General features: G+C 35.0%; 13 protein-coding genes and 1 pseudogene. 12 read left to right on the forward strand and 2 right to left on the reverse strand.

Annotated elements, in window-relative coordinates; genetic code table 11:
• The first annotated feature begins 219 nt into the window (after positions 1-219).
• The 4 genes and pseudogenes from NKG37_RS10705 to NKG37_RS10720 all read left to right on the forward strand — a co-directional run bounded on the left by NKG37_RS10705 (position 220) and on the right by NKG37_RS10720 (position 2443).
• Positions 220-714, forward strand: coding sequence for a YehS family protein (locus NKG37_RS10705; RefSeq protein WP_101729642.1), 495 nt, complete (start codon positions 220-222; stop codon positions 712-714).
• Positions 715-741: 27 nt separating this feature from the next.
• Positions 742-1449: a M48 family metallopeptidase gene (locus tag NKG37_RS10710; RefSeq protein ID WP_016202671.1), complete on the forward strand. Its 708-nt coding sequence runs from the start codon at positions 742-744 to the stop codon at positions 1447-1449.
• 127 nt (positions 1450-1576) lie between these two features.
• Positions 1577-1708 (forward strand): annotated as a pseudogene (locus NKG37_RS10715) (Mph(B) family macrolide 2'-phosphotransferase); the annotation flags it as partial.
• 195 nt (positions 1709-1903) lie between these two features.
• Entirely contained in the window at positions 1904-2443 is a 540-nt protein-coding gene (locus NKG37_RS10720; RefSeq protein WP_254416188.1) for a hypothetical protein, read from the forward strand.
• Between the two features lie 129 nt (positions 2444-2572).
• Here NKG37_RS10720 and NKG37_RS10725 read toward each other — a convergent pair whose 3' ends face one another.
• Together NKG37_RS10725 and NKG37_RS10730 are read right to left on the reverse strand one after the other, a co-directional pair.
• Positions 2573-3154, reverse strand: coding sequence for a DUF6944 family repetitive protein (locus tag NKG37_RS10725; RefSeq protein ID WP_016202674.1), 582 nt, complete (start codon positions 3152-3154; stop codon positions 2573-2575).
• A gap of 155 nt (positions 3155-3309) precedes the next feature.
• Positions 3310-3549: a hypothetical protein gene (locus tag NKG37_RS10730; protein WP_224427670.1), complete on the reverse strand. Its 240-nt coding sequence runs from the start codon at positions 3547-3549 to the stop codon at positions 3310-3312.
• 951 nt (positions 3550-4500) lie between these two features.
• On the opposite strand from NKG37_RS10730, the gene NKG37_RS10735 reads away from it, so the two are divergent.
• From NKG37_RS10735 to NKG37_RS10770, 8 genes are all read left to right on the forward strand, one after another.
• Positions 4501-5688, forward strand: a complete 1188-nt coding sequence (locus tag NKG37_RS10735) for an IS4 family transposase (RefSeq protein ID WP_254416189.1) — start codon at positions 4501-4503, stop codon at positions 5686-5688.
• A gap of 248 nt (positions 5689-5936) precedes the next feature.
• On the forward strand, positions 5937-7280 hold the full coding sequence (locus tag NKG37_RS10740; protein WP_118977697.1) for an IS1380 family transposase: 1344 nt from the start codon (positions 5937-5939) through the stop codon (positions 7278-7280).
• 394 nt (positions 7281-7674) lie between these two features.
• Positions 7675-8508 carry a phosphate ABC transporter substrate-binding protein gene (locus NKG37_RS10745; protein WP_254416190.1) on the forward strand — a complete coding sequence of 278 codons (834 nt, stop codon included), beginning with the start codon at positions 7675-7677 and terminating at the stop codon, positions 8506-8508.
• Between the two features lie 38 nt (positions 8509-8546).
• Positions 8547-9461 (forward strand): phosphate ABC transporter permease subunit PstC, encoded by a 915-nt coding sequence (gene pstC / locus NKG37_RS10750; RefSeq protein WP_016202679.1) that lies wholly within the window; start codon positions 8547-8549, stop codon positions 9459-9461.
• A gap of 1 nt (position 9462) precedes the next feature.
• Positions 9463-10287 (forward strand): phosphate ABC transporter permease PstA, encoded by an 825-nt coding sequence (gene pstA / locus NKG37_RS10755; protein ID WP_016202680.1) that lies wholly within the window; start codon positions 9463-9465, stop codon positions 10285-10287.
• Between the two features lie 18 nt (positions 10288-10305).
• Positions 10306-11136 (forward strand): phosphate ABC transporter ATP-binding protein PstB, encoded by an 831-nt coding sequence (gene pstB, locus NKG37_RS10760; protein ID WP_016202681.1) that lies wholly within the window; start codon positions 10306-10308, stop codon positions 11134-11136.
• A 12-nt stretch (positions 11137-11148) separates the two neighbouring features.
• Positions 11149-11808 carry a phosphate signaling complex protein PhoU gene (gene phoU / locus NKG37_RS10765; RefSeq protein ID WP_016202682.1) on the forward strand — a complete coding sequence of 220 codons (660 nt, stop codon included), beginning with the start codon at positions 11149-11151 and terminating at the stop codon, positions 11806-11808.
• 176 nt (positions 11809-11984) lie between these two features.
• Complete coding sequence (locus NKG37_RS10770; RefSeq protein ID WP_254416191.1) at positions 11985-13115, forward strand: M20 family metallopeptidase; 1131 nt, start codon at positions 11985-11987, stop codon at positions 13113-13115.
• Positions 13116-13175: the final 60 nt, after the last annotated feature.

The raw sequence follows: 13175 nt of genomic DNA on the forward strand, positions 1-13175 counted from the left end.
CTATCAGTCTATTTTATCTTCTTCTATTTTTACGATCGATTTTAGCGAGCGAATCGTGGACAGACTTAACGATTAAAAGGAGGAACTTCTATATAATAGGTAGACTCACTAGATGCTGTGACGATGCAAAGAGGATAGGCGGTTACTATACTTTTTTAGAATATTTATTTATGATAAAGTATTAAGACTGTAGTTGTTTTAAAATAGGAGGTCAATAAAATGGAGAATAATGATATATTAATTCGTTTAAGATACGCGTTAGAAATAAAAAATAGTGAAATGGCAGAAATATTTAAGCTTGGAGGATTGGAGGTATCTGTACCAGAGGTGGTGAAAATACTTAAAAAGTCAGATGATGAAGCAGAGAATGACGATCAAATAAAATTAACGAATAGTATGTTAGATTCATTTCTTAATGGCTTTATTATTTATAAAAGAGGAAGGCAAGAGCCTAAACCGGGACAACCAAATAAACCAGAATCGTCGATAAAAAACAATTCGAATGTAAACAATATCCTTTTAAAGAAAGTTAAAATCGCACTGGCATTAACTACAGAGGATATGATAGACATATTTAAAAAAGCTGGATTAAATGTATCAAAAGGAGAGCTAGGAGCCTTCTTCAGAAAAGAAGGGCATAAAAATTATAAAGTGTGCTTAGATAATTTCGCCAGGAACTTCTTAAAAGGATTAGCGCTTAAATATAGAGGATAAGCAGTAAAGGACTAGTCAGGTGAAAATATGCTACATACTTATTTAGGAGAAACAATACGTTTTGATATAAAATATAAAAATCGTACTTCCATCGGGCTTTCCATAGATGGCTATGGAAATATAGTAGTTTTGGCACCAAAAAAGACGCCTGATGAATGTGTAATTCATGTGCTAGAGGGAAACTGGGATCAAATTCTCAACAAAATAAAAGAAATGAAGAAAAGAATGGAAGGTCCACAGGAAAAGGTATATGAAAATAATGAAAGTTTTCTGTATTTAGGTAATACTTATCCTATTAAAATCGTCCAAGATATAGCTGTTATACAAGAACGTGTGGAGTTCGAAAAAGAAATACTGCATGTTTATATAAAGCATCTTGATAAGAACAAAATAAAGCAATTATTGAAAAGGTATTATTATCAGAGGTGTAAGGCTTTAGTAGAAGAACGAGTCTTTCACTATCAAAATAATTTCAAAACAAAACCTCGCTCGATTCGAATTACTGACAGTAAAACTACATGGGGAACCTGTGATTCAAATTTCCAATTAACCTTTAACTGGAGGTTAGCAATGGCTCCACTTGAGGTAATTGATTATGTCGTTGTTCATGAAATGTGCCATATGGTTCATCTTAATCATGACCGCTCCTTTTGGCGTCTTGTTGGAAAGCTAATGCCTGATTACAAAGAGAAAGAGAAGTGGTTAGCTTTGTCGAGCTGGAAAATGACTGTATAGGAGAGTTGACAGTTATAAAATATTCTTAAGCACGAGTATTAAATTTGGACCCCATATATTAAAAAAGTAGCGGCTAGTAGTCGTATGTCGACTATCTGGCGCTATTTTCATTTCACTCTTGGACAAGCCTAAAATGAAAGATCATATCATCGAATTAGAGGCAGCATATCCAGTTGGTATAGCCGAATTTGCCCTTTTGTCCGGTGTGGACGAATCTATGCAAATGGCCAAACAGGCATTGAAATTAGCGAAAGCCTAGTTCCTTAAAAACTGGTTGCTACCTTATGAACTAAATATACAATAACCACTTAAAAATAAAGTATTCCACTATGAAACTTTTTCTAACTCTTAATCGTAAAAAACATGTGGGAAAATCGTTTTGTTATTCGAAATAAGTAATACATGAAGCGGTGGAAGTTTTTCATCCCTGTTAATGCGGGAGAGGAGGGATCTTTTGAACCTTGTTGCATGGATGATAGTTGCAAGTGAAATAGGTTTTTGGATTGTGATTATTTTAGGATTAATAACTAGATATATTTTTAAGAAGGAAAAACTAGGTTTCTTCTTTCTAGCATTAACACCTGTAATTGATTTATTATTGTTGGTTACTACAAGTATCGATATGTATCGAGGAGCAACAGCAACTACTGCACATGCTATTGCTGCTGTATATATCGGCATTTCGATTGCCTTTGGAAGAGATATGATTAAATGGGCGGATGTAAGATTTCGTTATTACATCGCAAAGCAAGGATCAAAGCCGATTCAATTGTTTGGGATGGACTATGCAAGACAATATCTGAAAAGCTGGGGAAAACATGTGTTAGCTTATGCAATTGGAGCAGGGATATTATTCATTTTAATATTTTCCATAAATGATTCAGCTCGTACAGAAGCACTAGATGGTATATTAAAACTATGGACGCTAGTATTAGGGATCGACTTGATTATTGCGATAACGAATTTTATTTGGCCCAAAAAGAGAAAAGCATAGTTTTAAGTCCTTTGATGTTCAAAGTTAAATATGGAGGTCTAGGATATCAAAATATAACATTTCTCATTCAATAAACGAGGGGAAGATTTTTCTTTCCCTCGCTTATTAATCTTTGCCCACTAAACTTCATTATTCATTAATATTCAGTGCAATTTCCTCTAATTCTTCTTTTACTTGACCAATAAGCGAAATGACAGCTCCTGTCGCTTGAATCCAACTGCCTAATGTACCAATATTCTGTTGGCCATCGTTATTTATTCCTTTTAATTGTTCCGTTCCACCAATCGCCTGTAAAGAATTCCCAATCCCTTGTAATAAACCGCCAATTATATTTTCGATTCTTCCATCTGCTGTGCTATCGAAAAATTCATCTGTAAGTCCAACAAAACTTCCTAGAGCTTGCAGCCAGCTACCTGTAATAATTAATTTTTGCTCGGCTGGGGTATTACTTGTTTTATAAAGCACTAATCCGGTTACAACAGTTGAATTTCCGATAGCTTGAATCTCATCTCCTAGTTTTTCTAATGAGATTGTTCCTTGTCCGTCAGCAGATAAGGCGCTGCCTGTTCCTTGTAATACATTACCAACTAAACGAAGTTGATAATTCGTTTCATTCGATAAATGGAAGGAAGGAGTATTTCCGATAGCAGCTTGGATAGTACCGATCGTGCTAATAGCTGTTCCGAAAATTTCTTTAAAATGTCCACTCACTTTTCATCAACCGCCCATCATTTTGCACGATATAACCTATTCAAAATTATTTTATTCGGGACAAAAAAATGAAGGGTAGAGGGGAATATAGTGGTTTATTTATAAACAAAAATAAAAAAATAACTTGGAAATGTTCCAAGTTATCTGAGAAATCCTTATTTACTGCCGAAACTGCCAGAAAACTGCTTCACAACCGCTTGAATTTCCTCTAATTTTTCTGGTTTTATTAGACTAATCATTTTAGGAAGAAATTGTTCAATATCACTTTGAGAAAAAGTACCTTCATTTTGTTTTCGGAAGTTTTCCATGAGTATCTCTTTCGCTTCTTCTTCTTTTCCCTCTTGCACTCTTTGCAAAATGAAAGATAAAAATTTTTCTTGTCCTTGCTTGTCCATTACTTGGCCTCCTAATGTATGTATCTCTGCTTATTATAATCCCAAAAAGGGTATTTACATATAATCTTTGCTATTTTTTTATCCCACTATTAATAGGCAGTAAAATCTCCACCTCATGAAATCAATTTAGTTGATGTTACTCAACAGATAGCGAGTTACAGCAATACTGTTATAACTTTATATAAGAAGGATCTGTTTCGTAATAAAAATTTTTCTTAGACTTATCAAACACAACAAAAGTAATTAGATACATTAATTGAAAAATGTGTAGAATTAATTTCATTGTATAAAAAGTTGGCAAGGTTATTTTATCTAGAATCTATAAAAAAGGAAAAGACATATATAATTAGAATACAAGAAGTGTTAAATAATATATATGTTGTTGAAACCTTTTTCTGGAAAACGATGCTGCATGAAGTTGGTAACCAGGAAAATAAATTTAAAAGGTACTCTATAGTAAATAAGTGCAATTGGACAAATTGAGTAGGAGGGGGGACACAGCCTCCGGACAGGTCTTATCTTTCTCACTTATCCTCGATGGTGTCTACTTGTATTCAGGCTACTCAGTATTTTTTTAAAATTATTACCTTATTGAAAAACACCAATCTTTTAGCAAAGAGAAAAAGCTAAATACAAAAAAGTAAAAAATAGTAAGTTATACCAGTTTAAATAAAATAATTTAGTGAAAAAAAGATAGCAGGGGAATATCCCAATGTCATAAACCTAAATTGTAAAAATATGTAAATATTAAAAAAGATTCATAAAATTGTTGTATAAAATTGAAAAAACCCCTTGACTTTTCAGAAACACCTCCATAATCAGCGTGAATACCAGTTCTTGGTATATCTCGTACGAAATGGGGTTTTTTTGTTGAAAAAAAGCAAGTTTTTAGAAGCGATTGAAGTATGTAGGGAGGTATTGTACGATTTCCATTTCATGTGCGATTCCCGCATGAAATCAACCTACTTTACACGTAAAGGAGGCAAATTGACTTTCCCAGAAACAATTTTGTTTGTGCTAAATCTAGTAACGAGAAGCTTGCAGATTGAGTTGAATGACTTTTTTGAGTTGATTAAAAAAGAAGGAGAAATTATAAGTAAACAGGGATTTTCACAAGCGCGAAAAAAAATAAAACCAGAAGCCTTCAAGACGTTATTTGACACCATTACGACGTGGTTTTATCAGACAAATAACTTCTTTAAATATAAGGGCTTCCGGTTATATGCGATTGATGCGTCTATCATAGAAATAGCCAATTCCCAAAGGCTAAGAGATACCTTCGGCGCATCAAAGGGCAATGGCAAGGAACTTGCCAGAGCCATGGTATCTACTATTTATGATATCGGAAATGATTTATTTGTAAAGGGGATAATCACAAAATGTACAGATAGCGAGCGCACAGTAGCGATAGAATTAATTGATAGTTTCCTAGAACTGCGTTCTAACCACGACCTTTTTCTTTTTGACCGTGGGTATCCATCTCAATATTTCTTTCACTATCTTTTGAAGAATAAAGTGAATTTTGTTGTTAGAACGCCAGTTAATTTTTACCGAGCCGCTATAAAAGAAGGGATCCCTGATCAGGTCATTGAACTCAAGTATAAAAGCAACGTCATGCGTTTGCGTGCGGTCCGTATCCCATTAGGCTCTGGAGAAGATGAATTACTTATAACGAATATATTAGATGAGTCTTTTGATATTCCGGCTTTTAAAGAGTTGTACTTTAAACGATGGTCAATCGAAACAAAATACGATGTCTTAAAAAACAAAATACAGATTGAAAGATTCTCAGGCGAAACAAAACAGACGATTGAACAAGAGTTTTATGCTGCTTTATTTTTAAGCAACATGGCTTCCCTACTAAAGCATGAGTCAGATGTGATCATCGCCGAGGATCAGAAGGATAAAGACTTAAAGCACAAATATAAAACTAACACCAATATTTTAATTGGCGCACTAAAAGATAAGCTCATTTGTTTAATCATTGAACCAAGTCAAAGGCGAAGAAAAAAGATGTATAAAGACCTACTGAACGAAGTTCAGCGAAATAGAGTCCCAATTAGACCTGGAAGGAAATTTAAACGTTCCAGAGGGCTAAATGCGAATAAACATGGATTTGGACAACGACCAGCTATCTAACAAAACGAACAAATAGGAAAATCAGGGAAATGCCAAAAAAATTAAATAGGCACTTCCCGGGCATCCTATTGGCTTTTTTAGTTATCAGAATATTATAAACATCAATTTTGGTTTACCACTGGTAATTACTGGTTTCTTAACTTGATCCTGAGTCCGTGACGTAATTAATAATAAATGTGCCCACAAAGCCTGATATAATAATGTTATCAGCTGATTTATGTTGATAATTTTATTTCACCAGGCAGGTGTTGAAATTGGTTAAGTTTATTTTAGAAGATTCCGATGATACATTAACGACCCATTCGGGTCTAGGTTTAATAGGTTTGCTTTTATCAAAAACAAAATTTTACAAACGTTTTTCATCCTTAAAGGTCCCAGAAATCAAGTCGTCTCCGGCCATTCTTAATGGGGATGTTACCACTTCTTATGTGGGTCTATTGTGCCAAGGTAAGAATGATTTCGACCATATCGAAGAATTTCGAGATGATCCCTTCTTTTATCGTGCATTGGATATTCAAGTGGTTCCATCAAGTCCCACACTACGGCAACGACTCGATCAAATTGCCAAGGTGACTGGATGGAAATCCATTGTTCTGGAAGAATCGGCTAAACTAATACGGCAATTTGATTCTCCTGTCACTCCAACAATTACTAGTGACAAAAAATCATACGTACCTCTGGATATTGATGTATCGCCATTTGATAACTCAAATACTAAGAAAGAAGGGGTTAGTCGCACATACAAAGGATGTGACGGGTATTCCCCTAACTTCTCCTATTTGGGTCAAGAAGGCTACGTTGTAAATGTGGAACTTCGGGAGGGAAGCACACACGTTCAAAAGGATACTGAGAAATTTCTCGAGAAAAGTATTATATATTCTCGGATGATTACTGATCTATCGTTATTGGTCCGTATGGATGCAGGAAACGATAGTGTCGAAAACCTAAAAGTTTGTGTGAATGAAAAGGCCGATTTCATAATTAAACGAAATCCTCGCCGTGAAAAGCCTGAAAACTGGCTCATGGTAGCTGAACAATTCGGTAAATGCGTTCAGGAGCGAGAAGGAAAACGTGTATTCTATGGTGCTTTAGAAACAACTCCAAAGGGAATGAAAAAAGCCATTCGCCAAGTCTATAAAGTAACAGAAAGAACGATTGATAAAAACGGCCAAATCCTCTTAATCCCAGATGTTGAGTTTGAGAGCTATTGGACTACCCTACCTAATGAAACAGAGGAAATAATTAGCCTTTATCACGAACATGCCACTTGTGAACAATTCCACAGTGAATTAAAAACGGATTTAGACCTAGAACGTTTCCCTTCTGGGAAATTTGCCACCAATGAATTAATCTTACATCTTGGATGTTTAACCTACAATCTCCTTCGGATTATTGGCCAAGAAAGCCTGAAATCAGGGGATGCGCCGCTTAAAAGAAAGGTCTTCCGTCGCCGAGTAAAAACGGTTATCCAGAATTTGATTACATTAGCTGCAAAATTGGTAAAGCATTCCCGAAGAATTTACTTAAAGTTTGGAAATCATAGTCCTTGGTTTCCTACTTTTAAACGACTGTATCTTTCATTTACAACATAAGCCTAGGAAACTGAATAGGTAATAAGACCTGAAAAAAATTATAGGTAAGCAGGTTTTATTTAGTGTACACAAAAAACAATCAATCCAACTTAAATTAGTACGAATGGCAAGAAAATAAGGAATTCCTAAAATTATCGGAAGAATTATTTTTTATCACGGATTCAGGTTGATGACATTGGGGAATATCCCCCTGCTATCTTTTTTTGGAATGTATTTTTCTTCATTTTCCGCTTCTAGTAATTTATTTTTACAAAAAATAACACGAAAGATATTGATTTTAATGATATTTACAAAACCTTTACAAAGAGATAATAGAATATTTACACTTGGGATTTATCATACTAATTAGACAAGATACGACATAGACAAGTTGCTATTTTTTTGGAGGTAAAACATGGTCATAATAAAAAAAATAAAAATGGTACTCATGTTTCTGTCTATACTCGCACTATTATCAGCATGTGCAAGTAATTCAGAATCGGAACAAACAAATGACAATAAATCGCCGATATCAATTTCAGGATCTACTTCTGTCGGACCACTTGCTGAGAAATTAGCAGCAAAATATCATGAACACGATAATATAAAAATTGAAATAAATCAAATTGGTTCTTCCGCAGGTATTGCAAATGCGATGAGTGGAGTTTCCGAACTCGGGATGTCTTCACGTGACTTAAAAGAAGAAGAACAAGGGAATTTAAAGGAAGTAGTCATTGCTTATGATGGAATTGTAGTAGTGACACATCCAAGCAATAAAGTGAAAGAGTTAACCTTAGAGCAAGTCAAACAAATATTCACTGGTGAAATAACGAATTGGAAACAACTTGGAGGAGATGACATGGAAATTGTTGTTGTCTCTCGTGAGGATGGATCTGGTTCACGTGATGCCTTCCAAGAGATTGTAGGCTACGGATCCGGAGAATTAATTAGAAATGCAATTATAGCAAGCGGAAACGGAAATATTAAAACAACAGTTGCAAATAATAAACATGCAGTAGGATTCATTTCCTTTGAATACATCGATAATGCTATCTCGACAATCAATATTGATGGTGTTGAAGCTACTGCTGAAAATGTATTAGAGCAAAAGTATAAGTTATCAAGACCGTTTTTGTTTGTATATAAAGATGGGAATTTAACTGCGAATGGACAGAAATTCATCGATTTTATTCTAAGTGATGAGGGGCAAAAGATTGCCGCAGAAGCAGGAGCAATTCCTATTAAGTAAAACCAAAATCTTTAGAAGTAATCTTGGAGGAAAATAGAGTGTCTATTCAAACAACCGAAAAGCAAGCCTCAGAAATGGGCAAGGCAAATAAGAGGAAGTATATGTTTGAGAAGGTCTCAGCAAGAGTTTTCATGCTTTGTGCCCTTCTTTCCGTAATAAGCTTAGTATTAATTATTGGATTCGTATTTTATAAAGGGACACATCCTTTTGTGGCTGAGGGGTATAGTTTTTTTGATTTTATCTTTGGAGTAGACTGGGTACCGAGTGAAGGAGAATTTGGGATTTGGCCGATGATTGTCGCATCCCTTTATGCAACCATTGGAGCACTAGTTATTGGCGTTCCAATTGGACTATTTACCGCAATCTTTTTGGCAGAAATAGCATCAAAAAGAATCGCAAAAATTGTTTCACCAGCGATTCAGCTTTTAGCAGGGATTCCATCTGTTTTATATGGTGTGTTTGGTCTAGCAATTATCGTTCCATTTTTGCAAAATACATTTGGTTTAGTAAAAGGTCAAAGTTTATTCGCAGTTATTCTAGTACTAGCAATCATGATGCTACCAACGATTGTAACAGTGGCAGAGACAGCCATTCGCGCAGTACCAAGAACGTACAGAGAAGGATCCCTTGCCCTTGGAGTATCGGAAATCGGAACTATTTTTAAAGTTGTTGTCCCTGCAGCAAAATCAGGTATTATGACAGCAATTGTATTAGGATTAGGGCGGGCAATCGGAGAAACAATGGCAGTTATTTTAGTTGCAGGTAACAGTTTAATCGTGCCTACAAGCTTAACAGATAGTGTTCGTCCGTTAACGACAAACATTGCCTTAGAAATGGGTTACGCTGCCGGAACACATCAAGAAATGCTATTTGCAACGGGTATTGTCTTATTCTCATTCATTTTAATATTGAATTTTGTTTTAGCGAAAATTAGTTCGAAGGGTGGCAAATAAGATGAGACAATGGAAAGATAACTTGTTACGTGGACTTCTTTGGTTTTCTGCTTTCTTATCAGTTGCCGTCCTTGTTATGATTGTTGGTTATATTTTTTATAAAGGATTTCGCTTAATTAACTTTGATTTTATTTTTGGCGATTATTCCCCAACGGGTGGCGGCGGAATTTGGCCAATGATTGTTACAACTATCTATACAATTGTAATTTCCTTAATCATTGCAACTCCAATTGGAATATTAGCGGCTGTTTATTTACAAGAGTATGCGAAACAAGGCCGACTAGTTAGAGTGATACGATTTGCAACAGAAAGCTTAACAGGTATTCCCTCGATTATTTACGGTTTATTTGGGGCAGTATTCTTTGTAACAACATTAAAATTGGGCATGTCTATTTTAGCAGCTTCTTTAACGTTAACGATTATCGTACTACCTGTTATTATTCGAACAACAGAGGAATCTTTAAAAACAGTTCCTCCAACCTATCGAGAGGGATCTTTAGCCCTCGGTACAACGAGACTACAAACATTATATAAAGTTATTTTACCTAGTGCGATGCCTGGGATATTATCAGGAATTATCCTTTCAATCGGAAGAATTGTTGGAGAGTCTGCTGCGATTTTCTTAACTGCAGGTACAGTTGCTGCAATGCCAGAGGGCTTGCTGTCATCTGCTCGAACATTAACTGTTCATTCCTTTTTAGTAACGCAAGAGTCTGGAGATATTGAACTAGCTGCTGCAGTCGGTATTGTCTTGATCGTAATAATTCTTGCTATAAACCTTATTGCAACATATATTTCAAAAAAATTAAACAAGGCAGACTACTAATTTATAAGGGGTATGTTTATGACTACAACAGTAAAGCAAAAAAGTCAAAAGAAAACAGGGAAAGCATTTTTACAGGTAGGTCAAGAAGGTACACCTGGAACATCAAAAATTAGTGTTACTGATTTAAATTTATTTTACGGAGAAAAACAAGCGTTGTTTGGAGTATCACTTGATATTGAAGAAAAAAAAGTAACGGCTTTAATTGGACCGTCTGGTTGCGGTAAATCAACCTTTCTAAGAACGCTAAACCGTATGAATGATTTAATTGATGGCGTAAAAATTGCAGGAGATATCGTCATTGATGGGGAAAATATATATGCATCAAATGATGTTATAAAGTTACGCACAAGAGTAGGAATGGTTTTTCAAAAGCCTAATTTATTCCCGATGAGTATTTTTGATAATGTTGCTTATGGACCTAGAATGCAAGGAATCAAAAATAAAAAGGAATTAAACAAAATTGTAGAAGAGAGCTTACGTGGCGCAGCTATTTGGGAGGAAGTAAAAGACCGTTTAAAAACATCTGCACTTGGTTTATCAGGTGGACAGCAGCAACGTGTTTGTATTGCTCGCGCTATTGCAATGAAACCAGATGTTATTTTAATGGATGAGCCCACTTCTGCATTAGATCCCATTTCTACTTTGAAAGTAGAAGAGCTTATTACAAAAATGAAAAAAGATTATACGATTGTTATTGTTACACATAACATGCAACAAGCAGCAAGAATCTCCGATAAGACAGCCTTTTTCTTAAACGGAGAAGTGGTTGAATACGATGAAACGAATAAGATTTTTTCTACACCAAGAGATCAGCGCACAGAAGATTATGTAACAGGTCGCTTTGGATAATAGGAGGAGCAAATGGTCATTCGTGAAAACTTTGAGAAGAAACTAGAAGAGTTAAAAGGAAAAATTTCAGAAATGGGTGAAATGTCGATTGCTTCTTTGGAAGAGGCTTTTGATGCATTAAAAACACAAGATGTAGAAATTGCTTTAAATGTAATAGAGGAAGATACAGACATTGACAATCTCGAATCGGAAATTAATCATTTTGCAATTTGGTTAATGGCAAAAGAGCAACCAGTTGCAAGAGATTTACGCGTAGTAATTGGTGTAATTAAAATCTCTTCAGAAATCGAACGAGTTGCAGATTTTGCTGTAAACATTGCAAAGGCAACGATTAAGATCGGAAAAACGCCTTCTCTTTTAGATATTACACAACTAGAAAGAATGAAGGAACTATCTATCGAAATGTTGAAAAAAGCAATAAAATCTTTCATAGAGGAAGATATCGTACTTGCAAAAGAAATAAGCAAGTTAGAAGATCAAGTGGATGATTATTATTTGGAAACATATAAGAAACTTACAGCATACTTAAGTGAGCATCCAGAAGAAACAAATCAACTTGTTCAATTATTATTTATCAATCGTTATTTAGAAAGAACAGCAGACCATATAACCAATATGGCGGAAAGCACAGGGTATTTGATTAAAGGGAAGATTTATGATTTTAATTCCTAAGAATAATAAATAGCAAAAACATTTAGGATAAGTCCAAAAGGAGAGAAAAGATAATAAGTTTTCTCTCCTTTTGGACTTTTGTTTAGCTAAATTGAAAAAATCTTTTTATTTCTAATATTTTGATATTTCTGATAAAATCACTGTGATGATAATTCAATTTAAAGGGAGGAAGAGTTTTGCAGGAATATTTTGAGCAAGAAAAAAACAACATGCTTCAATTGCTAGAAAGAATAGTGAATATCGATAGTGGTTCATATCAGAAAACGGGAGTGGATAAAGTAGGAGAAATTTTAATCAGGGAATTCGAGCAACTTGGTTTTATTGCAGAAGTACACGAGGTCGTAGATAGAGGCAATAATATCGTATTAAAGCATAAAGAGGCAACTACTCCTAGTGTATTATTGATTGGGCATATTGATACCGTTTTTCCAGCTGGAACAGTTCAAAAACGTCCATTTACAATAGTAGGAGATCAAGCCAAAGGTCCAGGTGTTTTTGATATGAAGGCAAGTCATGTTATGACACTGTATTCTTTAAAATACTTAATTTCGCAAAATAATGATGCTTATAAAAATGTCTTGATTATTATTAATACTGATGAAGAAATAGGATCCATTTCTTCGCGAGAATTGATAGAAGCTACTGCAAAGACAGTTAAACATGTGTTAATTATGGAGCCTGCTGATGTAGATGGGAATGTGGTGATTGGTCGAAAGGGTGGCGGCAAATTTTTTTTGAAGCTATATGGGATATCAGCACATTCTGGTGTTGCACCAGAGAAAGGGGCTAGTGCTATCCAAGAGCTTGCATTAAAGATAGTCCAATTGCATGAATTAACGAAATTAGAAGGAATTCATGTGAATGTTGGCTTAGTAAGTGGTGGTCAATCTGTGAACACGATTGCACCATATGCAGAAGCTGGCATTGATTTGCGTTTTGAAACACAGGAACAAGGGGAATTTGCACAATTGAAAATTTTAGAAATTTGTAATTGTGCTGAAAATCCAAACATTCGTATAGAAATTAGCGGTGGTATTACTCGTCCAGCTTGGAAGATAGAGGGAAGTAAAAGTAATTTATTTTTCCTAATAAAAGAAGCTGCCTCGGAATTAAATTTAGAGTTGGTAACAAAGTATAGTGGTGGAGGATCAGATGGAAACTTTACAGGAAATATAGGGATTCCAACCGTAGACGGTTTAGGACCAAGGGGAGGAAATGCGCATCAAGAGGATGAGTTTGTGATTGTGTCTTCACTAAGTGAACGTGGACAGTTACTAGTGAAAGCACTGGATAGGTTAAGCAAATAGAAAATAAAAGGGAGTTTTGGAAAGCTTATTTTTTAAGAAATTTGGAAAAACTAAATAGTA

The sequence above is a fragment of the Niallia sp. RD1 genome (assembly GCF_024219955.1).
Lineage (GTDB): Bacteria > Bacillota > Bacilli > Bacillales > Cytobacillaceae > Niallia > Niallia alba.

Bases quoted from the DNA above. Each gene is read 5' to 3' on its own strand.
- pstA (WP_016202680.1), top strand. From the start codon at position 9,463: ATGAGACAATGGAAAGATAACTTGTTACGTGGACTTCTTTGGTTTTCT.
- phoU (WP_016202682.1), top strand. From the start codon at position 11,149: ATGGTCATTCGTGAAAACTTTGAGAAGAAACTAGAAGAGTTAAAAGGA.
- NKG37_RS10745 (WP_254416190.1), top strand. From the start codon at position 7,675: ATGGTCATAATAAAAAAAATAAAAATGGTACTCATGTTTCTGTCTATA.
- NKG37_RS10710 (WP_016202671.1), top strand. From the start codon at position 742: ATGCTACATACTTATTTAGGAGAAACAATACGTTTTGATATAAAATAT.
- NKG37_RS10730 (WP_224427670.1), bottom strand. From the start codon at position 3,549: ATGGACAAGCAAGGACAAGAAAAATTTTTATCTTTCATTTTGCAAAGA.
- NKG37_RS10705 (WP_101729642.1), top strand. From the start codon at position 220: ATGGAGAATAATGATATATTAATTCGTTTAAGATACGCGTTAGAAATA.
- pstB (WP_016202681.1), top strand. From the start codon at position 10,306: ATGACTACAACAGTAAAGCAAAAAAGTCAAAAGAAAACAGGGAAAGCA.
- NKG37_RS10735 (WP_254416189.1), top strand. From the start codon at position 4,501: ATGAAATCAACCTACTTTACACGTAAAGGAGGCAAATTGACTTTCCCA.